We start from the raw sequence: 22,941 nt of genomic DNA on the forward strand, positions 1-22,941 counted from the left end.
TCAGGCATCTCTGTAGGCGTTTTTACGGAGTTCTGTAGCTGGGCTCTGCTTTTTACTTCTCTAGTCTTTTACGCGAGACATGGAAGTCGTTGACGTCTAGCTTTCGGTGGACATTTCGCAAGTAGCGACTTTCCACGAGCAGGAGCACAAGACAAATGGACGTAATGAAAACCGATGCGGCTGCACTGACAACCCAACGACCTCTGACTCCCATTTCTGTCATCGAACGTTACTACGATCTGATCGTCAGCAGTGCTCCCTGTTTCGAAGTCAGCATCCGTGACGACGCTTTTGAGCCTTCCATGAAGCTGCCCGAAATGGAGCCGCGAATGCAGGCCTTCCTTTCTGTCGCCACTGCGCAATTTTTTGAGGTGGGCCGTTACCGAGGTATGCCGTTGCGTTTGTTCGACCTGAGGCAAAACGCAAGTACTCAAACCACAAAGACCTTTGCCTCGACGCTGATCGTTGCGCGCGCCATTCGCCATATTCAGGATACCGGCGACAGTATTGTGTTGTTTTCCCCCTCATCCGGAAACAAAGCCATCGCTCTACGTGATGCGGTTCTACGGGCAATTAAATACAAGCTGGTCCACCCAGAGCAGTTACGCATTGTCACGCTGACGCCTGCCCTGACGACTGAAAAGTTGCGTAGATCCGAACTTTACGACGATCCTAGATTGCGTGCTTTGAATCCTGTGTTCGTGCTGGATACTGAGTCGCCGGAAGCAGTAAAGGTTGTTGGTCAACAGTTCAAGGATCTCTTCAATCGTCGTCCATTGGGTGATTCGAAGTTGTGGCATTCCCTCCGGCTCGAGAACTACCGGTTTTCTGATCAAGCCCGGGCTTTTTTTGATTTTGAGTATGGTGACGCCTGGGACACTGACCGCAAGACCGTGCATGTGCATGCTGTGTCGAGTGCTTATGGTCTTCTGGGATATTGCTCAGGTGTGGACGTGATGAAGCGTCACGGGACACAGGTTTCCACTCCGTCATTTTTGTTGGTTCAACATCTCGCAACCAGCGACATGGTTCTGCACTTGCTCGACGGAAATTTTGAGGGTGCTTCTGCTCCACGCTATAAGCAGGGGGCCGACGGTTTATGGGTGCAGTCGGAGTCTGCGCACTTTCCTGCCACAACATGGAGTCCAGACGAAGTACTCGAACACACTTTTTATACACACCTGCCACCTACCGCAGTGGAAATGACTGCGCGGGTCAGGGCCAATGGCGGCTCGGGAATAGTCGTTTCGCTTCATGAGTGCATGCAGCGCTACAGTGAATGCGCTCAATTTCTCGCGAATACGCCCGTCAGCTTGCCAGCCGATCCTCGTGATCTGAAAGAGTGGTCATTGGTGATGGCCATGACAGGTTGCCTGAATGCAATTGATCGACAACTACTTGAGGGTATGGACGGTTGCACCGTCCACGCGTCGGGCACCTATTGCGGGCGGGATTTTGAATGCATTCCCACAGAGGGTTTGTCTTTTATTGATAGTGCTGAAGAGATGATGGAGATCCTTCGCAGTCCTTGTAATCCATGAGCTTTGATCCTCACATGATCAGCAAAGCGCTCTGCCATTTTCGCGTCTATCGGGGCGACTCCAGAGCTGGAGAATCGGCATGCCTGGTTTATGCAGAAGTGGCGGAAGGTTTGGTTTATATCGCACCGTTTGTGGCGCAGTGTTTTTTTGAGAAGTCGTATATAGAGCAGGAAGGAACTCTGGAGTGGCACCAGCTTGAGGGTTTCATAAAGCAGGATCAAACCGACTTGTACTTGTTGATGGCTCCCTTGGAGGTCATTCAGCAATACCGGCAGCCTGGCGATATTGTTGGCGTGAGCAGGATTCACCAGCAAGTTGATGTTTCAGCTGGATGGCAGCAGGTACTGAGCCAATTCTCCCATCGAGAAAACAAGCGTCGCACTCAATTGGCCGGGCAAGGTTTTGATTTCGATGTGTCGTTTGAAGATAAAGACTTCTTTGCGTTCTATCGGTCGATGCACGTCCCGACAATGAGCGCCCGTTACGGGTGTTTTGCGCGAAGCGTGCCGGAGCAAGCGGCTTATCTCGACTTATTTAAACAAGGCGTTTTGTTTCGAGTTCATTTAAAGGGTGAGTGGGTGGCGGGCAGTATTTCCCAGATTAATGAATCGACACGCACCTTGAATGCGCGGTTGATCGGAGTGAAGGAGGGAGCCGCCGTCTACCGGGCCAATGGAGCGCAGAATTATGTCTACCACGCGATCCTTGAGTGGGCATCTGACCATCCAGCGATTGATTGTGTCGACTTCCAGGGCTGCGAGCCATTTCTGAGCAAAGGAACATTCCAGTACAAGAAACGCTTTGGGACGACGGCAGTGGTTCCTGAAAACGCATTCGGTCAATGGCGGTTGTTGATTCGAACAAGGGCGCTTTGTGTGTCCACCAGACACTTTCTGATCAATAACCCTTTACTGGGTCTGGATGCCGAGGGGCGGTTACAAGCGCAATATTTTTTTGATGCAGAGCATGAGGTTCGCTCGGATATTCCTTTCGCTTCAAAGGGCATCCAAAGCGAAGTAAGGCGCAACCTGGATCAATGGGATGACTGATCGGTACATTTACCCGATTCGGCTCAGTGGCTATTTCTGCCCAATGGCCTGGGTGCTTGCTGCGTTGATTTTTATCAGCCGTTTGAGCGCCATGGTGAAGCTGTTCATGGCGTTGTACCTGCGTCAGGCGTTGGCGTTGCCGATTGAAACCGTTGGATGGTTGTTGTCCGGGTACGGAGCCGGCTTGTTGATAGGGTCGATGGGGGGAGGACTGCTGAGTGAGCATTTCCCGACGGCTCGACTCACTGCCGCGCTGTTTTTTGTTTCAGCGTGGATTTTGGTCTTGTTGGGACTGGTTACAGATGTGCTTTTGTTGGCAGGTCTGCTTCTGTTCAGCGGGGTACTTGATGGTGCGATTCGCACCCTTCATCAGCGGTTGATCATGGAGTATTGCGAGGTTGCACAGCGGACTCGCTCGCAGTCATTGAACCGTGTTGCCAGCAATTTGGGCATGGCAGTTGCCGGAGTGGTGGGTGGCGTCCTGGCGCAGACGGATTTTCGTTGGGTATTTTTTCTCAGTGCCGCCATGTCTCTGCTGGCCTTGGTCTGGTTTGTTCGGGCGACACATCAGCGAGATATTCTGAGGCAGGATGAGGACTCCGAGGGGGCTTCAGGTTCTTGCGTACCGTATCGCGACAAGCCTTTCCTCTGGCTGTTGGGGGCCTCAGTCTTGCTCGGTCTTGCCTTTGAGCCGGTCTACAGCATGTTGGGCAACTATTTACTTGATTACTATCGGTTGGGTGCTGAAGTCATTGGTTGGCAATTTGCGCTCAACGCAGTGCTGGTGGTGGTACTGCAAATCCCGATATCTCATTGGAGCGAGCAATGGAGCGCACGCTGGCGGCTGCTGGCAGGCAGCATTTTGCTGGCCTGCGGGCTTGGCATGTTGCCCTTGGGCGCCGGTGTGTTTTATCTCTGCCTCTCGACCGCTATCTGGACGCTTGGCGAAATTCTCTTCATGCCTACTTTGAACGTGATGGTCATGAAGCGCGCACAAGCGGGTAAAAGCGGGCACTACTTTGGTCTTTTCTCAATGTGTTGGAGCGCGAGTGTGCTGCTTTCTCCGACGCTTGGAGGCCACCTTTATGGCCACTTTGGTGGGCATAGTGTCTGGCTTGGGTGTGCGGCCTTGGCGATCTTGTCCATGCCACTGGTTTGCCAGGCAACTCGCAGATAGCTCGCGTAATTTAGCTGATCTGGTTATAGGCATTATTCAAATCCGTTCTCCCCACCCACTGCATTTCCCGCGCATCGTTAGAGTCCTATCTGGAGAACCCAACCCGCCCCATCGGGACCGGATGTCTACCAGTGCCGTCGGGCCACCACGTTTCACCTGCGATAAGGATGGAATCAGCCGTGAGCATTTTTCAACGCATTGTGTTGTTGCTGAAAGTTTGGGTACTGCTGTTGGTTGGCATGTCAGCGGCCTGGGCGGAATGCCCGGACCATGGTGAGCAGGCTTCGAGTGGGCAGGTGACGCACACTGGGCTGATGATCGCCGCGTCCGAGTCGGAGCCAGGCGACCAAGGGCAGGGCGGCAGTGCGGACGACGATGATTCGACCACTGATGAACCGGACAGCGATGATGAAGGCGACAGCCAGACATAAACCGCAGGCAAATGAAAACCCCTTCTGTCCCGGCTGATGCGCAGCCGGGGCAGAAGGGGTTATTGAACAGCTCACCTATTGTTGTGGGAGCGAGCCTGCTCGCGAAAGCGGCGTGTCAGTCGACATTGATGTTGACCGGGTTAACGCCTTCGCGAGCAGGCTCGCTCTCACATTTTTTTATGCCGCGCCGTCGAGGAACTGCTCGGCGTAGTGGCAAGCCACCTGACGGCTGTCGAGCAGGCGCAGGGCCGGCTCTTCGGTGCTGCAGCGCTCGGTCGCGTAAGGGCAGCGCTTGTGGAATGCGCAGCCGGACGGCGGGTTCAGCGGGTTGGGCAGTTCGCCGACGATCTTGATCTTCGGCTTGTTCGGGTCCGGGTGAATGGTCGGGGTGGCCGACAGCAGCGCCTGGGTGTACGGGTGCAGAGGACGCTCGTAGATGTCGTTCTTCGGACCCATTTCCACCGGGCGGCCGAGGTACATCACCATCACGTCATCGGCGACGTGTTGCACCACTGCCAGGTTGTGGGAGATGAACACGTAGGCGGTGTTGAACTCTTGCTGCAAATCCATGAACAGGTTGAGCACCTGCGCCTGAATCGATACGTCCAGCGCCGAGGTCGGTTCGTCCGCGACCAGCACTTTCGGTTGCAGCATCATCGCGCGAGCGAGGGCGATCCGCTGGCGCTGACCGCCGGAGAACATGTGCGGATAACGCTGATAGTGCTCAGGACGCAAGCCTACCTGCTTCATCATCGCCTGTACTTTCTCGCGACGTTCCGAGGCGCTCAGGCTGGTGTTGATCAGCAGCGGCTCGGCGAGTTGATCACCGACTTTCTGCCGAGGGTTCAACGAGGCGTAAGGGCTCTGGAACACCATCTGCACGTCTTTGCGCAGTTGTTTGCGCTGAGCCTTGTCGGCGCCGGCGACTTCCTGCCCGGCGATTTTCAAGGAGCCGGAGGAGGGCTCTTCGATCAGCGTCAGGGCGCGGGCCAGGGTGGATTTGCCGCAGCCCGACTCACCTACAACGGCGAGGGTCTTGCCGGCTTCCAGTTCGAACGACACACCGTTCAGGGCGCGCACGGTCGCATGGCCCTTGAACAGGCCACGGGACACTTCGTAGTGACGGGTCAGGTCGCGGGCGGTAAGTACGACGGCCATTACGCCACCTCCTGATTCAGCGGGTAGAAGCAGCGGGCGAGGCTGTTGCTTTTCGGGTCCAGGGCTGGACGCTGGGCGCGGCAGCTGTCTTGCACATACGGGCAGCGTGGCGACAGCAGGCAACCCTGCGGACGGTCATAGCGACCGGGAACGATGCCCGGCAACGTGGCCAGGCGCGTGGCACCCAGGCTGTGTTCCGGAATCGCCTTGAGCAGCGCTTCGCTGTAAGGGTGTGCCGGAATGTCGAACAACTGAGGAACCTGACCCACTTCAACCGCCTGGCCGGCGTACATCACGCACACACGCTGAGCGGTTTCGGCCACGACCGCGAGGTCGTGCGTGATCAGCACCAGGCCCATGTTCTGCTCTTTCTGCAACGCCAGCAGCAGGTCCATGATCTGCGCCTGGATCGTTACGTCCAATGCCGTGGTCGGTTCGTCGGCGATCAGCAGTTTCGGTTCGCCGGCAATCGCCATGGCGATTGCAACACGCTGGCTCATACCGCCGGAAAGCTGATGCGGGTAGGCGTCCATACGACTGGCGGCGCCCGGGATTTCCACTTTTTCCAGCAGTTCGATGGCGCGTGCGCGGGCCTGCTTGCCGGACATTTTCAGGTGCAGGCGCAGCACTTCTTCAATCTGGAAGCCGACGGTGTAGCTCGGGTTCAGCGCGGTCATCGGGTCCTGGAAGACCATGGCCAGGTCTTTGCCGACGATTTGCCGACGCTGACGGTTGCTGAGCTTGAGCATGTTCTTGCCGTCGAAATTCAGCGCGTCGGCGGTGACGATCCCCGGGTGCTCGATCAAGCCCATCAGCGCCATCATGGTCACGGATTTACCGGAACCCGACTCGCCAACGATGGCCAGGACTTCGCCCTTGTCCACGGTAATGTCGAGCCCGTCGACCACCGGAACCGCGTTCTTGTCGCCGAAGCGAACGTTGAGATTCTTGATTTCTAACAGTGACATTTGAATCTCCTCAGGCGGCGTTCTTGAGTTTCGGGTCCAGCGCATCGCGCAGACCGTCGCCCATCAAGTTGATTGCCAGCACGCTGAGCAAAATGGTCAAACCAGGCAGACTTACCACCCACCAGGCGCGTTCGATGTAGTCGCGAGCCGACGCCAGCATGGTGCCCCACTCAGGGGTTGGCGGTTGTACGCCAAGGCCGAGGAAGCCCAGTGCCGCGGCATCGAGAATCGCCGAAGAGAAACTCAGGGTGGCCTGAACGATCAGCGGGGCCATGCAGTTGGGCAGCACGGTGACGAACATCAGGCGTGGCAGACCGGCACCGGCCAGACGCGCGGCGGTCACATAGTCGCGGTTCAATTCGCCCATCACCGCAGCGCGGGTCAGACGAACATAGGACGGCAACGAAACCACGGCGATGGCAATAATGGTGTTGATCAGGCCAGGGCCGAGGATGGCGACAATCGCCACCGCCAGCAGCAGGGACGGCAGGGCCAGCATGATGTCCATCAGACGCATGATGGTCGGGCCGAGCAGTTTCGGGAAGAAGCCGGCGAACAGGCCCAGAAGGATGCCCGGAATCAGCGACATCACCACCGACGACAAGCCGATCAGCAGGGACAGGCGCGAACCGTTGATCAGGCGCGACAGCAGGTCGCGACCCAGTTCATCGGTGCCGAACAGGAACTGGATCTGCCCGCCCTCCAGCCAGGACGGCGGGGTCAACAGGAAGTCACGGTATTGCTCGCTCGGGTTATGCGGAGCAACCCACGGCGCGAAAATCGCGCAGAAAATCACCAGCAACATGAACATCAGGCCGGCAACGGCGCCTTTGTTCTTGGAAAACGCTTGCCAGAATTCTTTGTAAGGGGACGGGTACAGCAGGCTTTGATCGACTGTTACCGCTTGATTTTGAGTTGAAGCTGGAGTGGTCATGGTCATGATGATCTCAGCGCTGGTGACGAATGCGTGGGTTGGCAAAGCCGTAGAGGACGTCCACGACGAAGTTCACCAGAATCACCAGGCAGGCGATTAACAGGATGCCGTTCTGCACCACGGGATAGTCCCGTGCGCCAATGGCTTCGATCAGCCATTTGCCGATGCCGGGCCAGGAGAAGATGGTTTCGGTCAGAACCGCACCGGCCAGCAATGTGCCGACTTGCAGGCCGACCACGGTCAATACCGGGATCAGCGCGTTGCGCAGGCCGTGAACAAAGACCACGCGCGACGGCGACAGGCCTTTGGCGCGGGCGGTACGGATGTAGTCTTCACGCAGCACTTCGAGCATCGACGAACGGGTCATCCGCGCAATCACCGCCAGCGGGATGGTGCCGAGTACGATGGCCGGCAGGATCAGGTGATGCAGGGCATCAAAAAACGCACCGACGTCATCGGCCAGCAGCGTGTCGATGAGCATGAAACCGGTCCGCGGCTCGATGTCGTAGAGCAGGTCGATCCGCCCGGACACCGGGGTCCAGCCCAGGGATACCGAGAAGAACATGATCAGGATCAGGCCCCACCAGAAGATCGGCATCGAGTATCCCGCCAGGGAGATGCCCATCACCCCATGGTCGAACAGGGATCCTCGCTTGAGTGCCGCGATCACCCCGGCCAGGAGGCCCAGGATGCCGGCGAACAACAGCGCGGCCATGGACAGTTCCAGGGTCGCGGGGAATAGAGAACTGAACTCGGTCCAGACACTTTCACGGGTACGCAGGGATTCGCCAAGGTCGCCGTGGGCCAACTTGCCGATGTAGTCCAGGTACTGGGCATACAGCGGTTTGTTCAGGCCAAGGCGTTCCATTGCCTGAGCGTGCATTTCGGGGTCGACCCGACGTTCGCCCATCATCACTTCCACGGGGTCGCCAGGAATCATGCGAATCAACGCGAAAGTCAGCAAGGTGATGCCGAAGAATGTGGGGATCAATAACCCCAATCGGCGGGCAATAAAACTAAACATCTTGTGTGGTACCTCATCAGCCGGTTAGGCGTGCCTGGTGTCCCTGGAGTCAGGGACACCGGGAGTTTTCTTATCTACTTCACCTGGGTGGTGGCGAAGTTATTAGTGGTGAGGGGGCTAATGTGATAGCCCTCTACGTTGTTGCGCATTGCGGTGAACATTCTAGTGTGCGCCATGCTGATCCATGGCTGGTCCTGGTTAAAAATAACCTGAGCCTGTTCGTACAGCGCTGCCCGCTCGGCCGGATCGGTTTTTTCCCGGGCCTGGTCGATCAGTGCCTGGAACTTGTCATTGCACCAGCGCGCATAGTTTTCGCCGTTCTTCGCGGCTTCGCAACTGAGCATAGGCGTCAGGAAGTTATCCGGGTCGCCGTTGTCGCCCGCCCATCCGGCGGAAACCATATCGTGCTCGCCGTTTTTCGCGCGTTTGAGCATTTCGCCCCATTCCATCACGCGGATGTCGATCTTGATACCGACCTTGGCCAGGTCGGCCTGCATCATCTGCGCGCCGAGCATCGGGTTCGGGTTGGTTGGACCGCCGCCGTTGCGGGTGAACAGGGTGAAGGTGGTGCCTTCCGGTACGCCGGCTTCCTTGAGCAGGGCGCGGGCCTTGTCCAGGTCACGGGCCGGATTTTTCAGGCTGTGGTTGTAGCCCAGCAGCGTATCCGGGAACGGGTTGACCGCCACTGTTGCGTTGCCTTTGCCGAACAGCGCGTTGACATAAGCCGCCTTGTCGAACGCGATGTCGATGGCCTTACGCACACGCACATCGCTCATGTATTTGTGCGAGGTGTTCATGGCGATGTAGGAAACGGTCATCGCGTTCATCTCATCAACCTTCAGGTTGGTGTCTTTCTTGATGCTCGGGATGTCATCCGGTTTCGGATACAGCGCGACCTGGCACTCGTTGGCCTTGAGTTTTTGCAGGCGCACGTTGTTATCGGTGGCGATGGCCAGGATCAGCGCATCAGCCGGTGGCTTGCCACGGAAGTAGTCCGGGTTGGCCTTGAAGCGAACCTGCGCGTCCTTCGCGTAACGCTGGAAAATGAACGGGCCGGTGCCGACCGGTTTGTTGTTCAGGTCGCCGGTCTTGTTCGCCTTGAGCAGCTGGTCGGCGTACTCGGCGGAATAGATAGAGGAGAAGGCCATGGCGATGTCGGCCAGGAATGGCGCTTCGCGACGGGTCAGGGTGAATTTGACGGTGTTGTCGTCAACTTTCTCGACGCTTTTCAGCAGTTCCTTGAAGCCCATGCTTTCAAAGTACGGGAAGCCCACGCTCGACAGTTTGTGCCATGGGTGGTTCGGGTCCAGCTGACGCTGGAAACTCCAGACTACGTCGTCGGCGTTCATGTCGCGGGTCGGCTTGAAGTATTCGGTGGTGTGAAACTTGACGCCTTTACGCAGGTGGAACGTGTAGGTCAGACCGTCCTCGCTGATCTCCCAGGAGTCGGCCAGTGCCGGAATCACTTCAGTGGTGCCGGGCTTGAAGTCCGCCAGACGATTGAAGATGGTTTCGGCCACCGCATCGGCTGTGACTGCAGTCGTGTACTGGACCATGTCGAAGCCTTCCGGACTGGCCTCGGTGCAGACCACCAGAGGTTTGGCCGAGACGCCAACAGCGACACTCAGCAACGCGGCTGCAATGGCCGCACGTAGGGGAAGCATTTTCATCAAGAACCCTCTGCAATCGGTTAAAGGACAAAAGCCGAACGGCCGATTCGTCACTGAATCAGCCGTTCGGCAGGTGTATTACAGAATGTTGAACGGGATGGTGGTCACGAGACGGAACTCGTTGAGGCTGCCATCCGCCTGGTTATCACTGGCGCGGTGAGCGGTGTAGGTCGCGCGGATAGCCGTGGCCTTGAGCGGGCCGCTCTGTACGGCGTACGAAGTACCAATGCCGTATTCATAGTGGGTTTCGCCGTCCATCGACTGCACGCCGTCGTAACCGCCGCCGGCATAGTGAGTACCGTCGATGCCCCAGCCACGAGCCTGGTAGATGTTGAACTTCAGGCCTGGAATGCCGTATTCAGCCATGTTCAGACCATATGCAATCTGGAAGGATTTTTCGTTCGGGCCGTTGAAGTCCGACAGCAGGGAGTTGGCCAGGTAGATGCCGTTGGTTTCGTGCAGGTAGTCGAAGTACTCGTTACCGTTCACTTCCTGGTACGAGAAGGTCAGGCTGTGGGCCTGGTGAGTCAGGCCCAACGACAGGGAGTAGGTGTCGTTGTCGATTTCGCCCAGCAGCTTTTTGCCTTCGTCGACGGTTTTGTAGTAATTCAGGCCGGTGGTCAGGCTCAGTACCGAGCTGTCACCCAGAACGTGGGTGGCGCCGAAGTAGTACTGGTTCCACAGGTCTTCGGCCTGGGTGCCCCACAGGCTGGTGGTCAGGCTGGCGAACGGCGTGTAGGTGATACCGGCGGTGTTGACGTGATCGGCTTCAGCGGTACCGTCGCCGTATTCGGAACGGAATTTGCGCTGGCTCTGTTCGGTACGCGGCGAGTTACGGTCAAAGGTGGCGATGTCGAAAGTCAGGTTTTCCAACTCTTCGCTGTGCAGACTGACACCCTCGAAGCTCGAAGGCAGTGGACGGTTACCGATGACATCTACTTGCGGGCTGCTGAAGTTCTGGCGACCGGCAGTCAGTGTGGTATTGGAGAAACGCGCCTTGACGTTGGCCAGGCCCAGTTTGCTCCACTGATCAACAGCGTCACCGCCATTTTCAGTCAAAGTACGGTTGTTGCCACGGCCGCCACGACCTGGCTCGGGAGCACCACCGTTGCCGGATGCGAGGTCTTTGCGATCGCGGTCCAGAGCAATGGCGTTGTACGCCGCCACTTCGGTGCTGAAACCGACAGTACCCTCGGTGAAGCCCGAGTTGTACTTGATGATCGTGCCTTGAACCCAGTTGATTCGACGGTCAGTCGTACGAGTCTCACCATTTTTACGATAGTTGAGCGTCGCGCCCCGCTTGAACGACTCATTCGCATACCAGTTACGCGTGGAACCGGTGATCGATTGGCCTTCAACAAAGCCGGTGGCTTCGCTTTGGGCGCTTTTCTCTTTCACGGTAACCGGGGTGAAAGCCTGGCTTTGGGTTTCTGCGTAAGCCGAGGCGGTTACGCTGCTGATGGCCAGGGCCAATAACGCGGTGCTGCTCAGTTTCATGGGTGAAGCTCCTTACTTTCTTTTTTTTAATGCCGGTCTTTTTTGGTGATCCGGCTATTTGGTTTAGAACACATACAAGGCTTCGCAAACGTTTGCTTAATGCCGGATTGGCGAATTACGGCAATACGTTTGCGTGAGGGCGCAATGCGCCCCCAGCGTTCTGGCTAATCGGTTATTGGTCGATACTGACGCCCGAGAACACGTTACGACCGAATGGACTCACCTTGAATCCTTCGATTTTGGCGCTCAACGGCTGGTTAACCGTCGAATGGGCGATAGGCGTGATCGGCACTTGTTGCTTGAGGTAGTGCTGCGCCTGTTTGTAGAGCACGGTGCGCTGGTCGCGGTCGGTGACGACCTTGGCCTGCTTGATGAACTTGTCGTAAGCCGGATCGCACCACATGGAGTAGTTGTTGCCACCAATGGCGTCGCAGCTGTAAAGCGTGCCGAGCCAGTTGTCCGGGTCCCCATTGTCGCCGGTCCAGCCAATCAGGCTGACGTCGTGTTCGCCATTCTTGGTGCGCTTGATGTACTCGCCCCATTCATAGCTGACGATCTTCACTTTGAGGCCGATTTTTGCCCAGTCAGCCTGGAGCATTTCGGCCATCAACTTGGCGTTCGGGTTGTAAGGGCGCTGAACGGGCATCGCCCACAAGGTGATTTCGGTGCCTTCTTTCACGCCGGCAGCCTTGAGCAGTTCCTTGGCTTTTTCCGGGTTGTAGGCAACGTCCTTGATCGTGTCGTCGTAGGACCATTGGGTCGGTGGCATGGCGTTGACGGCCAATTGACCGGCGCCTTGGTAAACGGCGTTGAGAATGCCCTGCTTGTTCACCGCCATGTCCAGCGCCTGACGCACTTCGAGCTGGTCGAAAGGCTTGTGGCGCACGTTGTAGGCGATGTAGCCCAGGTTGAAGCCGGGCTTCTCGATGAGCTTGAGTGCCGGGTCGTTCTTCAACGCGGGAACGTCGGCGGGGCGCGGGCTCAATGTGATCTGGCACTCATTTGCCTTGAGCTTCTGCACCCGCACCGACGCGTCGGTGTTGATCGAGAAGATCAGGTTGTCGAGCTTGACCCGGCTCGGGTCCCAGTACTGCTTGTTGCCGGTGTAGCGGATGTTGGAATCTTTCTGGTAGCTCTTGAAGGCGAACGGGCCAGTGCCGATCGGCTTCTGGTTGATGTCGCTCGGCTTGCCTTCGGCCAGCAGTTTGTCGGCGTATTCGGCGGACAGAATAGCGGCGAAGCTCATGGCGATGTTCTGGATGAACGCGGCGTCGACGCTGTTGAGCGTCATGACCACGGTCAGCGGCCCGGTCTTCTCGACCTTGGCGATGTTCTTGTTCAGGCTCATCCCGTTGAAATACGGGAACTCGGTCGGATAAGCCTTACGGAAAGGTTGTTGCGGATCGAGCATGCGATTGAACGTGAACAGCACGTCATCGGCGTTGAAATCTCGGGTCGGCGTGAAGTACTTGGTCGTGTGAAATTTCACACCTTCGCGTAGGTGAAAGGTGTACTTGAGGCCGTCCTCGGAAATATCCCAGCGAGTGGCCAGGCCGGGTACGACGTTGGTGGCGCCTTTTTCAAACTCTGCCAATCGGTTGTACAACGGCTCGGCGGCATCGTTATCGGTCGATGTCGTGTACTGCGCAGTGTCGAAGCCAGCCGGGCTGCCTTCGGAGCAGAACACCAGGCTGTTATTGGCGGCCTGGCTGATGGAAGTGGCGGCCAACAGGCCGGTGCCCAGCAATGCGGATAAAACCAAGGTATGGCGCATGACGCTCCCTTTTCTTGTTCTCTAAGTGTCTTCAATGAACCGCCGTCCCGTCCGCGGACGTGGAGGCATCACTGAGTTCAAACCATGCCATGCAGCAAAACCGAGAGCCCACGCATGAACTGGTCAGATCCCGACGGTATGAGCCGTGGGTCCGGCAGTAAATGCGCAGAGTCCGAAAGACTTGTGGGAAAAGGCAACGCATCCGACATCACGATGGTCATCCGTGACGGAATTGGATGTAGGCGTTTTCCTACTTTCTCGGCAGATAAAACAACGGCGACGTTAAATACGTCGCCGTTGCAAAACCTTATTTGCTGACGCTGACGCCGTAGAAGGAGTTCAAGCCAAACGGGCTGATCTTGAAGTCCTGCACGTTGTCGCGCATGGGTTGGAACACCGTCGAGTGAGCGATAGGTGTCATTGGAACAGCGTCTTTGAGGACGTGTTGCGCCTGTTTGTACAGTTCGGTGCGCTTGCCCTGATCGGTCGTGCGCTTGGCCTCTTTGACGATGCCGTCGAACTTCTTGTCGCACCACTTGGAGAAGTTGTTGCCCTGCAGCGAGTCGCAGCCGAACAGCACGTTCAGCCAGTTGTCCGGGTCACCGTTGTCGCCGCTCCAGCCAATCAGCATCGCGCCGTTTTCGCCGCCTTTGGAACGCTTGATGTACTCGCCCCACTCGTAGGTCACGATCTTGGCCTTGATACCGATCTTGGCCCAGTCGGACTGCAGCATTTCAGCCATCAGTTTGGCGTTCGGGTTGTAAGGACGCTGTACCGGCATCGCCCACAGGTTGATCTCGGTGCCTTCCTTGACGCCGGCTTCCTTGAGCAGCTCTTTGGCTTTCTCAGGGTTGTACGGCGCATCCTTGATGGTGGTGTCGTAAGACCACTGGGTTGGCGGCATGGCGTTGACGGCCAGTTGACCAGCACCCTGATAAACGGAGTCGATGATCTGCTGCTTGTTGACGGCCATGTCCAGTGCCTGACGCACTTTCAATTGAGCCATCGGGTTCGGCTGATCGCTGCCCTTGATCTTGTCCATCACGTTGTAGGCGATGTAACCCAGGTTGAAACCAGCCTGGTTAGGCACCTTCAAGGTCTTGTCTTCTTGCAGCGCCTTCAGGTCGGCTGGACGTGGGAACAGAGTGATCTGGCACTCGTTCTTCTTCAGCTTCTGAATACGCACCGACGGGTCGGTGGTGATGGCGAAGATCAGGTTGTCGATCTTGACGTCGTCAGGCTTCCAGTAGTCCTTGTTCCCGGTGTAGCGGATGTTGGAATCTTTCTGGTAGCTCTTGAATACGAACGGACCGGTGCCGACCGGCTTCTGGTTGATGTCGGCGGCCTTGCCTTCCTTGAGCAGCTGGGCAGCGTACTCGGCGGACTGGACGGAGGCGAAGCTCATGGCCATGTTCTGGATGAACGCGGCATCAACTTCTTTAAGGGTGAACTTGACGGTGTGGTCGTCGACTTTATCGATCTTGGTGATGTTGGTATCCATCCCCATGTCGGTGAAGTACGGGAATTCGGTCGGGTACGCTTTGCGGAACGGGTCGTTCTTGTCAATCATCCGATTGAAGGTGAACAGCACGTCGTCGGCGTTGAACTCACGAGTCGGCTTGAAATACGGGGTGGTGTGGAACTTCACGCCTTCACGCAGGTGGAAGGTGTAAGTCAGGCCATCATCGGAGATGTCCCACTTGGTTGCCAGACCAGGAATCACGGCGGTGCCGCCGCGCTCGAACTGGGTCAGGCGGTTGAACATGGTTTCTGCAGAGGCGTCGAAGTCGGTTCCGGTGGTGTACTGGCCTGGGTCGAAACCGGCCGGGCTGCCTTCGGAGCAGAACACCAGGTTAGTCGCAGCGGATGCGAAAGGTGCGGAGGCTAACAAGCCTGCGCCGACTAAAAACGGAATGACCGCGTGTTTAAGCATGTTGGCCTCATGATTTGTTGTCATTTTTGGAATTAGAGGACGACCTCGTGAGTCGTGCCTGCGGATACTTATGCAGGGGCCATACCCATTGCAAGATCCGGAGCGACCACAGGCGTTAAACGGTGGCACGAACGTACCTTAATGTCGCATATGTATAAATTCATGCGCATTTGACCGTTTGCGCAGGGTTTTTTCGGTGCATCTGGCGCACCGCGACGGGGCAATCGGCGCGACTTTCGCACCCGGTTGGAGCGAGGTGTTACTTATTTATACCCATCTTTGATGGGCGTGGATGAGAGGTGTGGGCGTGAATGAGATTGAGTTGTAGTTGGGTGGGTAGGTGTTTGTTGTTTAAAGGGTTGTTGTGTCTGTGGGGGCAGATTGTTGCGTTACTGTCTGGCAGTGGACATCTGTGGGGATGATTTGGATCCGGGAGGTGATGGAGGCTACGTGGGAGTGGTGGGTAGTACCCAGGGTGCAACCTGTCTGCTGCTTGCGGTAGCACTATTGGCTGTTTTCCACGTGTTGAGCGTCTTATCCCTGAGCTTTTTATGACAGATATGCATAGGTCAAGTGTTGGCGACGAGCCTGTTTGCCGATCCTTACTTCCAGATGACCCCAGTCCTCTGTAGGAGCGAGGCTTGCCCGCGAAGGCGGCCTGACAGCCGACCTGTCTCTTTCTGTTGCTCCCGATTGATCGTTCCCATGCTCCGCGTGGGAATGCCGCCCGGGAGGCTCCGCGTTTCATTTTTGTGTGTTGAAAGATGTGTAAAAAACACAGCGATTTCCCACGCATTTTTCAGGTTGCCGGGTAGGAAGCAGTCCTTCTAACCTTTGGTCGTCGCTGCAATTTCAGCGACCGGGCGTGGAAACCTGGATCCCTTAGTAGCCGCATAGCTGGACCATCGTATTTATTGCCGACGTCTTCGTTCGTCTGCAAACTGCGTCATGGCGGCTGTGCGTGGGCAGACTTCGGTCTGGCCGGGTCCTACTAACCGGTATTTCCACCCTGCGTGCAGCCGCCACCTATTTGTCGTGTGGAAACGACAATGGATGGCTCCCATTTTAAGTAGGAGTTTTTCCATGGATAAGTTAATCCCCGATCCACCCTTCAACACCACAACCCCCACCGCCGAAGCCACCGAAGCCGAAACGCTCCTCAAGGATCACGAAGCCATAAAGCGCGCCCTCGATTACTACCTCGATCCCCCCGATCAATACGCCCCCAAACCCCGCCGTCCCAGCACCATGTTCATGGTCGCCCCGGACATGGACAGCGAAAGTCTCCTGGCACAAGCTTGCGAGTCATTGGCGTCCGCCAGTGTCATGGCCAGTGATTTCGCAGCAAACCTGATCGGCCCGCAGAGAAATACGGTGTTGGCGATTCAGCAGATCATCATGCTGGCGGAGTTGGCGGTGAATCGGGCGCTGGATAACGTCGATCCGGCGTAGACCGCGTTATCGTTTTTCGCGAGCAGGCTCGCTCCCACTGGGGGCGAGTGTGTACATGGGTTTTGTGTACGACTCTGATCCCATGTAGGAGTGAGCCTGCTCGCGATGACGGTGGATCAATCACCACAAAATCATCAGACAAACCTGCCGGCTTTCCGCCAGGCAACAAAAAACGGCGATCACTTCAGTGACCGCCGTTTCTGTGTACGGGTTATCGAATCAAGGCATCAACACTTCAATCGCACCATCTGCCGTCATGCTCACCTGGCTGGTGCCGGCCTCAACCTCTGGCGTCACCGGAGCGCCATCCATGCCGGCCGCTTTCATCATCATCGGCCCACGCATGTACGGCTGTGGATAACCGTTGCTGTTCAGGTTCAGGCTGACGATTTTGTAACCCTTGCCACCCAACGCATCGGTTGCCAGCTGCGCGCGGGCCTTGAAGGCGGTGACAGCTTCTTTAAGCAGCGCATCTTCGCTGGCCTTGCGCGTTGGCGTGGCGATGGCGAAGTCCATGCCACCCATTTTCAGGTCGGTCAGCAGTTCGCCGGTCAGCTTCGACAGTGCGGCGAAGTCGGAGCTTTCCATGCGCAGCTCGGCGCGTTCACGCCAGCCGGTGATTTTCTGGCCCTTGGTGTCGTAGATCGGGTAGCTGTTGCGGCTGCCCTGGCGCAGGGTGACTTCCTTGACTTGTTTGGCCTGGGCCAGCGCTTTGTTCATGGTGGTGCTGACGTCGGCGGCGAGTTTGGCCGGGTCGGTGTTCTGTTCTTCGGTGTAGAGGGTCACGATCATCTGATCGCGGGCCACTTCCTGGCTGACTTCGGCACGCAGGGCGATCTGGTTGTAATGAAGTTCGTCGGCGGCCAGGGCCGGGAGGCTGGCGACGGTGCCAACGCTAAGGGCAAGAAGGGCGGCGCTGCGGCGGAAACTGTGCATGAAAACTCCTTGGAGGTGCGCAGGGGTTAAGGTCCGAGCCTGCGTGAAACCATCAGACTCTAACTTTATTGATCCGGTTCGCACAGTTACAACTTCCATACAGATGGAATGGGGGAGACCGTGTCGAGGCCATTCGCGGGCAAGCCTCGCTCCTACAGGAATGTGTCGTACGCCAATCCTTTGAACGACACATTCCTGTAGGAGCGAGGCTTGCCCGCGAAGGCGTCCTTATAGACGCAGCAGGACTTCCTGCCATGTGGCTGTTTGCCGCACTTTTGCCTGCCAGCCCCCGTGCTTGGTTATACTCCGTGCGATCCGCCTGGAGCGCTCATCAGGAGAGCTCATGCTCGCCCCCGTTCAAATCACTTCCGCCACTCGCCAGAACCTTTGGCGGCTGACCTTCATCCGAACCTTGGTACTCGCCGCTCAGGCCGGTTCCGTAGGCCTGGCCTACTGGTTCGATCTGCTGCCGTTGCCGTGGGTGCAACTGGCGATGACCCTCGGCTGCTCGACGCTGCTGTGCGCGTTCACGGCGGTTCGCCTGCGCACCTCGTGGCCGGTCACCGAGCTGGAATATGCCCTGCAACTGGCCTGTGATCTTTTTATCCACAGTGCCTTGCTGTATTTCTCCGGCGGTTCGACCAACCCGTTCGTTTCCTATTACCTGGTGCCGCTGACCATCGCCGCCGTGACGTTGCCGTGGCGCTATTCGGTGATTCTGTCCGGTATCGCGCTGGCGCTTTATACGTTGTTGCTGGCACGGTTCTATCCGCTGGAAACCTTCCCCATCGCTCGGGAAAACTTGCAGATCTACGGCATGTGGCTGAGTTTCGCCCTCGCCGCCGCCGTCATCACATTCTTTGCCGCGCGCATGGCCGAAGAGCTGCGCCGCCAGGAAGAACTGCGCGCCATCCGTCGTGAAGAAGGCCTGCGCGACCAGCAATTGCTGGCCGTCGCGACCCAGGCGGCCGGCGCCGCCCATGAGTTGGGCACGCCGTTGGCCACCATGAGCGTGTTGCTCAAGGAAATGCGCCAGGACCATCCCGACCCGCTGTTGCAGGATGATTTAAGCGTGTTGCAAGATCAGGTCAAACTCTGCAAAGAGACCTTGCAGCAACTGGTGCGCGCCGCCGAGGCCAATCGACGCCTGGCGGTGGAAATGCAGGACGTCACCGACTGGCTCGACGAAGCGCTGAACCGCTGGCACTTGATGCGCCCGGAAGCCAGTTACCGTTTCCAACGGCTGGGCCAAGGCACGGTGCCACGCATGGCACCGCCGCCAGACCTGACGCAAGCCTTGCTGAATTTGCTCAACAACGCCGCCGATGCGTGCCCCGAAGGGCTGCAAGTGACGCTGGACTGGAATGCCGAGGACCTGACCATCAGCATTCGCGACCATGGCGCCGGCGTGCCGCTGGCCATTGCCGAACAGATCGGCAAGCCGTTTTTTACCACCAAGGGCAAAGGTTTCGGCCTGGGCCTGTTTTTGAGCAAGGCCAGCGTGACACGCGCCGGCGGCTCAGTGAAACTCTACAGTCATGAGGAAGGCGGCACGCTCACCGAGCTGCGCCTGCCCCGTGTCGCCCGAGGAGACGAACATGAGTGACGAGATCCAAGTTGAAGGCGAAGAACTGCCGCATTTGCTGCTGGTAGACGACGATGCAACCTTTACCCGTGTGATGGCCCGCGCCATGGCCCGCCGTGGTTTTCGCGTAAGCACCGCCGGTTCCGCCGAAGAAGGGCTGACCATCGCCCAGGCCGACATCCCGGATTACGCCGCGCTGGACCTGAAAATGGACGGCGACTCAGGCCTGGTGTTGCTGCCCAAACTGCTCGAACTTGACCCGGAAATGCGCGTGGTGATCCTCACCGGCTACTCGAGCATTGCCACCGCCGTCGAGGCCATCAAGCGCGGCGCTTGCAACTATCTTTGCAAGCCGGCTGACGCTGACGACGTGCTGGCCGCGCTGCTTTCCGAGCATGCCGACCTCGACACCCTGGTGCCAGAAAACCCGATGTCGGTGGACCGCCTGCAATGGGAGCACATCCAGCGTGTGCTGACCGAGCACGAAGGCAACATCTCCGCCACTGCCCGCGCCTTGGGCATGCACCGCCGCACGCTGCAGCGCAAACTGCAAAAGCGTCCGGTCCGCCGCTGAACGGACGCTGAACGATTAACGCCAGCCCTCGCGATAACCCGAACCGATCATCTATGATCGGTTCGGGTGTGTTCTTTTCTTTATCGAGCCTTTTCCATGAATCAGAACGCTGAGTATTCCGCGGTCAACGATGCTGTGCGCGGGCAGTTTTTTCGCAAAGTCTGGGCGATGACCACGCCGTATTGGCGCAGCGAAGAGAAGGGCAAGGCCTGGACATTGCTGATCGCCGTGATTGCGCTGTCACTGTTCAGCGTGGCGATTTCGGTGTGGGTTAACAGTTGGTACAAGGATTTTTACAACGCCCTGCAAAAGAAGGACGAAGCGGCTTTCTGGCAACTGATTCTGTACTTCTGCGGGATCGCGGCGGTGGCGATTCTCGGTGCGGTGTATCGGCTCTACCTGACGCAGATGCTGACGATTCGCTGGCGGGCCTGGCTCACCGAGCAGCACTTCGCCCGTTGGCTCGGTCATAAAAACTACTACCAACTGGAGCAGGGCGGTTACACCGATAACCCTGACCAGCGGATTTCCGAAGACCTCAATAGCTTCACCTCCAATACGCTGGGCCTGGGGCTGGGCCTGATCCGCAACGTCGTCAGTCTGGTGTCGTTTTCGATCATTCTGTGGGGTGTGTCGGGCAGCATCGAAGTGTTCGGTTTCACCATCCCCGGCTACATGTTCTGGTGCGCTCTGGTTTATGCCGCCGTCGGCAGCTGGCTGACGCACTTGATTGGCCGTCGTTTGATTGGCCTCAACAACAATCAACAACGCTTCGAAGCTGACCTGCGTTTTTCCATGGTGCGGGTTCGCGAGAACGCGGAAAGCATCGCGCTGTACAACGGCGAACCCAATGAAAACCGCCGTCTGAGCGGGCGCTTCGGGCTGGTCTGGCATAACTTCTGGGACATCATGAAAGTGTCCAAGCGCCTGACCTTCTTCACCTCCGGTTATGGCCAGATCGCAATCATTTTCCGTTTATGGTCGCCGCGCCGCGTTACTTCGCCGGCAAGATCGAGCTTGGCGAGCTGATGCAAATCAACTCAGCGTTCGGCAACGTGCAGGAGAACTTCAGCTGGTTCATCAGCGCCTACCAGGACTTGGCCGCTTGGCGAGCCACCTGTGATCGTCTGCTGAGTTTCCGCCAGGCGATGACCGACAACGAAGAGCGAGCGCCGGCGATTGATGTGCAGAATTCGGGTACAGCCTTGAAGGTGCACAACCTGGGCCTCGATCTGGCCGACGGTCGTCACTTGCTGACCAACGCCGACATGACCGTGGAGGAGGGCGAGCGCGTCATGCTCAGCGGTCGTTCCGGCAGCGGCAAGTCGACCTTGCTGCGGGCGATGGGGCACCTGTGGCCGGCGGGTCATGGCAGCATTCGTCTGCCGACGGCGCGTTACCTGTTCCTGCCACAAAAGCCGTATCTGCCGATTGGCACGTTGCGCGAGGCACTGAGTTATCCACAGGCCGGCGGGACTTATCCGCACGAGCGGTATGTGCATGTGCTGGAAACTTGCCGCTTGCCGCACCTCGTTGCGCGCCTGGACGAGGCCAATCACTGGCAGCGCATGCTGTCGCCGGGTGAACAGCAACGGCTGGCCTTCGCTCGTGCGCTGCTCTATGCACCACAGTGGTTATACATGGACGAGGCGACGTCGGCGATGGACGAAGAGGATGAGGCTTCGCTGTATCAGGCCTTGATCGATGAAATACCGGGGTTGAGCATCGTCAGCGTCGGGCATCGCAGCAGTCTGAAGCGTTTCCACCCACGGCATGTGCGCATTGAAAATGGTCATCTGGTGGACCAGACCGTGATCGCATAACACCACAATCCGTGTGGGAACGAGCTTTTGTGGCGAGGGGATTTATCCCCGTTCGGCGGCGCAGCCGTCGCAGAACCACTGCACTCGGCATACCTGATGCACCGAGGCTGTGGGTTTTGGGCTGGCTGCGCCATCCAACGGGGATAACTCCCCTCGCCACTGGTTGCTCTTACAAAAGTGGGTGGTGGTGATCGTACAACCGCGTTGAGCTATGATGCGGTTTCAGCCGCAATTTTAGAGACAGACGTTCACCATGGAAAACCCGATCGACGCACCACGCCTCCCTCGCAAGCGCCGCAGCCTCGCACAGGAATTGGTGACGGTGCTGTCCGAGCAGATCCGCGACGGCCACCTCAAACGTGGCGACAAATTGCCCACCGAGTCGGCGATCATGGATGCCCATGGCGTCAGCCGAACCGTGGTTCGCGAAGCAATTTCACGTTTGCAGGCCGCTGGCCAGGTGGAAACCCGTCACGGCATCGGCACCTTCGTGCTCGACACCCCGAGCCCGAGCGGTTTTCGCATCGACCCGGCGACCGTGGTCACCCTGCGTGACGTATTGGCGATTCTGGAACTGCGCATCAGCCTCGAAGTGGAGTCCGCCGGCCTCGCTGCACAACGCCGCAGCCCGGAACAGTTGGCCTTGATGCGCGCCGCGCTGGACGCCTTGAATGAAAGTGCCGCCCACGCCAGTGATGCCGTGGCGTCCGACTTCCAGTTCCACCTGCAAATCGCCCTGTCGACCGGTAACCGCTACTTCACCGACATCATGACCCACCTGGGCACCAGCATCATTCCGCGCACCCGCCTGAACTCCGCGCGCCTGGCCCATGATGATCAGCAGCACTACATGAGTCGCCTGAGCCGTGAGCACGAAGAGATTTACGATGCGATTGCGCGCCAGGATTCGGATGCGGCGCGGGCGGCGATGCGTTTGCATTTGACGAACAGTCGGGAGCGGCTGCGCCATGCTCATGAAGAGGCTGAGGCGCAGCGCGGCTAGGGGTAAGGATCTTCTACCTCGACCGTTTTGTAATCGACATACTCAATAGTGTTGTTCAGCAACACCTTGAATATTTTCAGGGTGATTTTCCAATACTGGCCGGGCAGTGTTTCAAACTCGACGATGTCATCGACGCTGATATTGAGGTCAAAGTCAGTTGGCGTTTCCAACGCTGCTTGTCTGGTTCTGGCCGGAAAGTTAAAGCGGTGGATTGTGGACATGAGCGTTTGGCCTGTGCAGCAAATGATTGTCTAATTAAGCGTCGTTGTTAGCGGGGGCGAAACTGTAAGAAATAACAGTTTTGATGAACGGTCAGTGCTTACTTCCAGCTATTGCTGTGTTTGTCAGAATGCCATCGCGAGCAGGCTCGCTCCCACAGGGGATCTTCAGTGAACACACTATGGGTGTTTAC

General features: G+C 57.6%; 18 protein-coding genes and 1 pseudogene. 9 read left to right on the top strand and 10 right to left on the bottom strand.

Going from position 1 to position 22,941, the window contains the following annotated elements; all coding sequences use genetic code 11:
* Positions 1 to 155 precede the first annotated feature (155 nt).
* From RHP74_RS04535 to RHP74_RS04550, 4 genes are all read left to right on the top strand, one after another.
* On the top strand, positions 156 to 1,541 hold the full coding sequence (locus RHP74_RS04535) for a DUF6002 family protein (RefSeq protein ID WP_311098057.1): 1,386 nt from the start codon (positions 156 to 158) through the stop codon (positions 1,539 to 1,541).
* A gap of 14 nt (positions 1,542 to 1,555) precedes the next feature.
* Positions 1,556 to 2,590, top strand: a complete 1,035-nt coding sequence (locus tag RHP74_RS04540; protein ID WP_311098059.1) for a hypothetical protein — start codon at positions 1,556 to 1,558, stop codon at positions 2,588 to 2,590.
* The gene (locus RHP74_RS04545) at positions 2,583 to 3,767 is read left to right on the top strand and encodes an MFS transporter (protein WP_077747404.1); all 1,185 of its coding nucleotides are present in this window, start codon (positions 2,583 to 2,585) and stop codon (positions 3,765 to 3,767) included. The genes RHP74_RS04540 and RHP74_RS04545 overlap by 8 nt, the downstream gene beginning before the upstream one ends.
* A 167-nt stretch (positions 3,768 to 3,934) precedes the next feature.
* The gene (locus RHP74_RS04550; protein WP_409201924.1) at positions 3,935 to 4,198 is read left to right on the top strand and encodes a hypothetical protein; all 264 of its coding nucleotides are present in this window, start codon (positions 3,935 to 3,937) and stop codon (positions 4,196 to 4,198) included.
* 177 nt (positions 4,199 to 4,375) lie between these two features.
* Here RHP74_RS04550 and RHP74_RS04555 read toward each other — a convergent pair whose 3' ends face one another.
* The 8 genes from RHP74_RS04555 to RHP74_RS04590 form a co-directional block, all read right to left on the bottom strand.
* On the bottom strand, positions 4,376 to 5,356 hold the full coding sequence (locus tag RHP74_RS04555; protein ID WP_010463420.1) for a peptide ABC transporter ATP-binding protein: 981 nt from the start codon (positions 5,354 to 5,356) through the stop codon (positions 4,376 to 4,378).
* A complete protein-coding gene (locus tag RHP74_RS04560; RefSeq protein WP_010463418.1) occupies positions 5,356 to 6,324 on the bottom strand; it encodes an ABC transporter ATP-binding protein in 969 nt (322 codons plus the stop codon). Before RHP74_RS04560 ends, RHP74_RS04555 begins: the two co-directional genes overlap by 1 nt.
* A gap of 10 nt (positions 6,325 to 6,334) precedes the next feature.
* Positions 6,335 to 7,264: an ABC transporter permease subunit gene (locus RHP74_RS04565; RefSeq protein ID WP_409201925.1), complete on the bottom strand. Its 930-nt coding sequence runs from the start codon at positions 7,262 to 7,264 to the stop codon at positions 6,335 to 6,337.
* Positions 7,265 to 7,271: 7 nt separating this feature from the next.
* Positions 7,272 to 8,282 (bottom strand): ABC transporter permease subunit, encoded by a 1,011-nt coding sequence (locus RHP74_RS04570; protein WP_038978933.1) that lies wholly within the window; start codon positions 8,280 to 8,282, stop codon positions 7,272 to 7,274.
* Positions 8,283 to 8,356: 74 nt separating this feature from the next.
* The gene (locus tag RHP74_RS04575; RefSeq protein WP_102594418.1) at positions 8,357 to 9,952 is read right to left on the bottom strand and encodes an ABC transporter substrate-binding protein; all 1,596 of its coding nucleotides are present in this window, start codon (positions 9,950 to 9,952) and stop codon (positions 8,357 to 8,359) included.
* Positions 9,953 to 10,030: 78 nt separating this feature from the next.
* Positions 10,031 to 11,449, bottom strand: a complete 1,419-nt coding sequence (locus tag RHP74_RS04580) for an OprD family porin (protein ID WP_010463411.1) — start codon at positions 11,447 to 11,449, stop codon at positions 10,031 to 10,033.
* 172 nt (positions 11,450 to 11,621) lie between these two features.
* Positions 11,622 to 13,223 (bottom strand): ABC transporter substrate-binding protein, encoded by a 1,602-nt coding sequence (locus tag RHP74_RS04585; protein WP_010463409.1) that lies wholly within the window; start codon positions 13,221 to 13,223, stop codon positions 11,622 to 11,624.
* 307 nt (positions 13,224 to 13,530) lie between these two features.
* A complete protein-coding gene (locus RHP74_RS04590; protein ID WP_083375031.1) occupies positions 13,531 to 15,156 on the bottom strand; it encodes an ABC transporter substrate-binding protein in 1,626 nt (541 codons plus the stop codon).
* A 1,083-nt stretch (positions 15,157 to 16,239) separates the two neighbouring features.
* On the opposite strand from RHP74_RS04590, the gene RHP74_RS04595 reads away from it, so the two are divergent.
* On the top strand, positions 16,240 to 16,608 hold the full coding sequence (locus RHP74_RS04595; RefSeq protein WP_311098067.1) for a DUF6124 family protein: 369 nt from the start codon (positions 16,240 to 16,242) through the stop codon (positions 16,606 to 16,608).
* Between the two features lie 219 nt (positions 16,609 to 16,827).
* Here the strand turns inward: RHP74_RS04595 and RHP74_RS04600 are convergent, their stop codons facing one another.
* Entirely contained in the window at positions 16,828 to 17,544 is a 717-nt protein-coding gene (locus RHP74_RS04600; RefSeq protein WP_010463403.1) for an SIMPL domain-containing protein, read from the bottom strand.
* 343 nt (positions 17,545 to 17,887) lie between these two features.
* On the opposite strand from RHP74_RS04600, the gene RHP74_RS04605 reads away from it, so the two are divergent.
* The 4 genes and pseudogenes from RHP74_RS04605 to RHP74_RS04620 all read left to right on the top strand — a co-directional run bounded on the left by RHP74_RS04605 (position 17,888) and on the right by RHP74_RS04620 (position 22,529).
* Positions 17,888 to 19,150 (top strand): ATP-binding protein, encoded by a 1,263-nt coding sequence (locus tag RHP74_RS04605; protein WP_010463401.1) that lies wholly within the window; start codon positions 17,888 to 17,890, stop codon positions 19,148 to 19,150.
* Positions 19,143 to 19,703: a response regulator transcription factor gene (locus RHP74_RS04610; protein WP_007901386.1), complete on the top strand. Its 561-nt coding sequence runs from the start codon at positions 19,143 to 19,145 to the stop codon at positions 19,701 to 19,703. The genes RHP74_RS04605 and RHP74_RS04610 overlap by 8 nt, the downstream gene beginning before the upstream one ends.
* 96 nt (positions 19,704 to 19,799) lie before the next feature.
* Positions 19,800 to 21,526 (top strand): annotated as a pseudogene (locus RHP74_RS04615) (ABC transporter ATP-binding protein/permease).
* Positions 21,527 to 21,779: 253 nt separating this feature from the next.
* Positions 21,780 to 22,529 carry a FadR/GntR family transcriptional regulator gene (locus RHP74_RS04620; RefSeq protein WP_031318393.1) on the top strand — a complete coding sequence of 250 codons (750 nt, stop codon included), beginning with the start codon at positions 21,780 to 21,782 and terminating at the stop codon, positions 22,527 to 22,529.
* Here RHP74_RS04620 and RHP74_RS04625 read toward each other — a convergent pair.
* Positions 22,526 to 22,750, bottom strand: coding sequence for a hypothetical protein (locus RHP74_RS04625; protein ID WP_221108279.1), 225 nt, complete (start codon positions 22,748 to 22,750; stop codon positions 22,526 to 22,528). The two genes, RHP74_RS04620 and RHP74_RS04625, sit on opposite strands and share 4 nt — an antisense overlap.
* Positions 22,751 to 22,941: the final 191 nt, after the last annotated feature.

Source organism: Pseudomonas sp. SG20052 (assembly GCF_031766055.1).
GTDB lineage: Bacteria > Pseudomonadota > Gammaproteobacteria > Pseudomonadales > Pseudomonadaceae > Aquipseudomonas > Aquipseudomonas mandelii.

Excerpts from the sequence above, each read along its gene's own strand:
- RHP74_RS04570 (WP_038978933.1), bottom strand. The coding sequence starts at position 8,282 with ATGTTTAGTTTTATTGCCCGCCGATTGGGGTTATTGATCCCCACATTC.
- RHP74_RS04595 (WP_311098067.1), top strand. The coding sequence starts at position 16,240 with ATGGATAAGTTAATCCCCGATCCACCCTTCAACACCACAACCCCCACC.
- RHP74_RS04535 (WP_311098057.1), top strand. The coding sequence starts at position 156 with ATGGACGTAATGAAAACCGATGCGGCTGCACTGACAACCCAACGACCT.
- RHP74_RS04605 (WP_010463401.1), top strand. The coding sequence starts at position 17,888 with ATGCTCGCCCCCGTTCAAATCACTTCCGCCACTCGCCAGAACCTTTGG.
- RHP74_RS04540 (WP_311098059.1), top strand. The coding sequence starts at position 1,556 with ATGATCAGCAAAGCGCTCTGCCATTTTCGCGTCTATCGGGGCGACTCC.
- RHP74_RS04565 (WP_409201925.1), bottom strand. The coding sequence starts at position 7,264 with ATGACCATGACCACTCCAGCTTCAACTCAAAATCAAGCGGTAACAGTC.
- RHP74_RS04550 (WP_409201924.1), top strand. The coding sequence starts at position 3,935 with ATGGAATCAGCCGTGAGCATTTTTCAACGCATTGTGTTGTTGCTGAAA.
- RHP74_RS04555 (WP_010463420.1), bottom strand. The coding sequence starts at position 5,356 with ATGGCCGTCGTACTTACCGCCCGCGACCTGACCCGTCACTACGAAGTG.
- RHP74_RS04580 (WP_010463411.1), bottom strand. The coding sequence starts at position 11,449 with ATGAAACTGAGCAGCACCGCGTTATTGGCCCTGGCCATCAGCAGCGTA.
- RHP74_RS04590 (WP_083375031.1), bottom strand. The coding sequence starts at position 15,156 with ATGCTTAAACACGCGGTCATTCCGTTTTTAGTCGGCGCAGGCTTGTTA.
- RHP74_RS04585 (WP_010463409.1), bottom strand. The coding sequence starts at position 13,223 with ATGCGCCATACCTTGGTTTTATCCGCATTGCTGGGCACCGGCCTGTTG.
- RHP74_RS04545 (WP_077747404.1), top strand. The coding sequence starts at position 2,583 with ATGACTGATCGGTACATTTACCCGATTCGGCTCAGTGGCTATTTCTGC.
- RHP74_RS04620 (WP_031318393.1), top strand. The coding sequence starts at position 21,780 with ATGGAAAACCCGATCGACGCACCACGCCTCCCTCGCAAGCGCCGCAGC.
- RHP74_RS04575 (WP_102594418.1), bottom strand. The coding sequence starts at position 9,952 with ATGAAAATGCTTCCCCTACGTGCGGCCATTGCAGCCGCGTTGCTGAGT.
- RHP74_RS04625 (WP_221108279.1), bottom strand. The coding sequence starts at position 22,750 with ATGTCCACAATCCACCGCTTTAACTTTCCGGCCAGAACCAGACAAGCA.
- RHP74_RS04560 (WP_010463418.1), bottom strand. The coding sequence starts at position 6,324 with ATGTCACTGTTAGAAATCAAGAATCTCAACGTTCGCTTCGGCGACAAG.
- RHP74_RS04600 (WP_010463403.1), bottom strand. The coding sequence starts at position 17,544 with ATGCACAGTTTCCGCCGCAGCGCCGCCCTTCTTGCCCTTAGCGTTGGC.
- RHP74_RS04610 (WP_007901386.1), top strand. The coding sequence starts at position 19,143 with ATGAGTGACGAGATCCAAGTTGAAGGCGAAGAACTGCCGCATTTGCTG.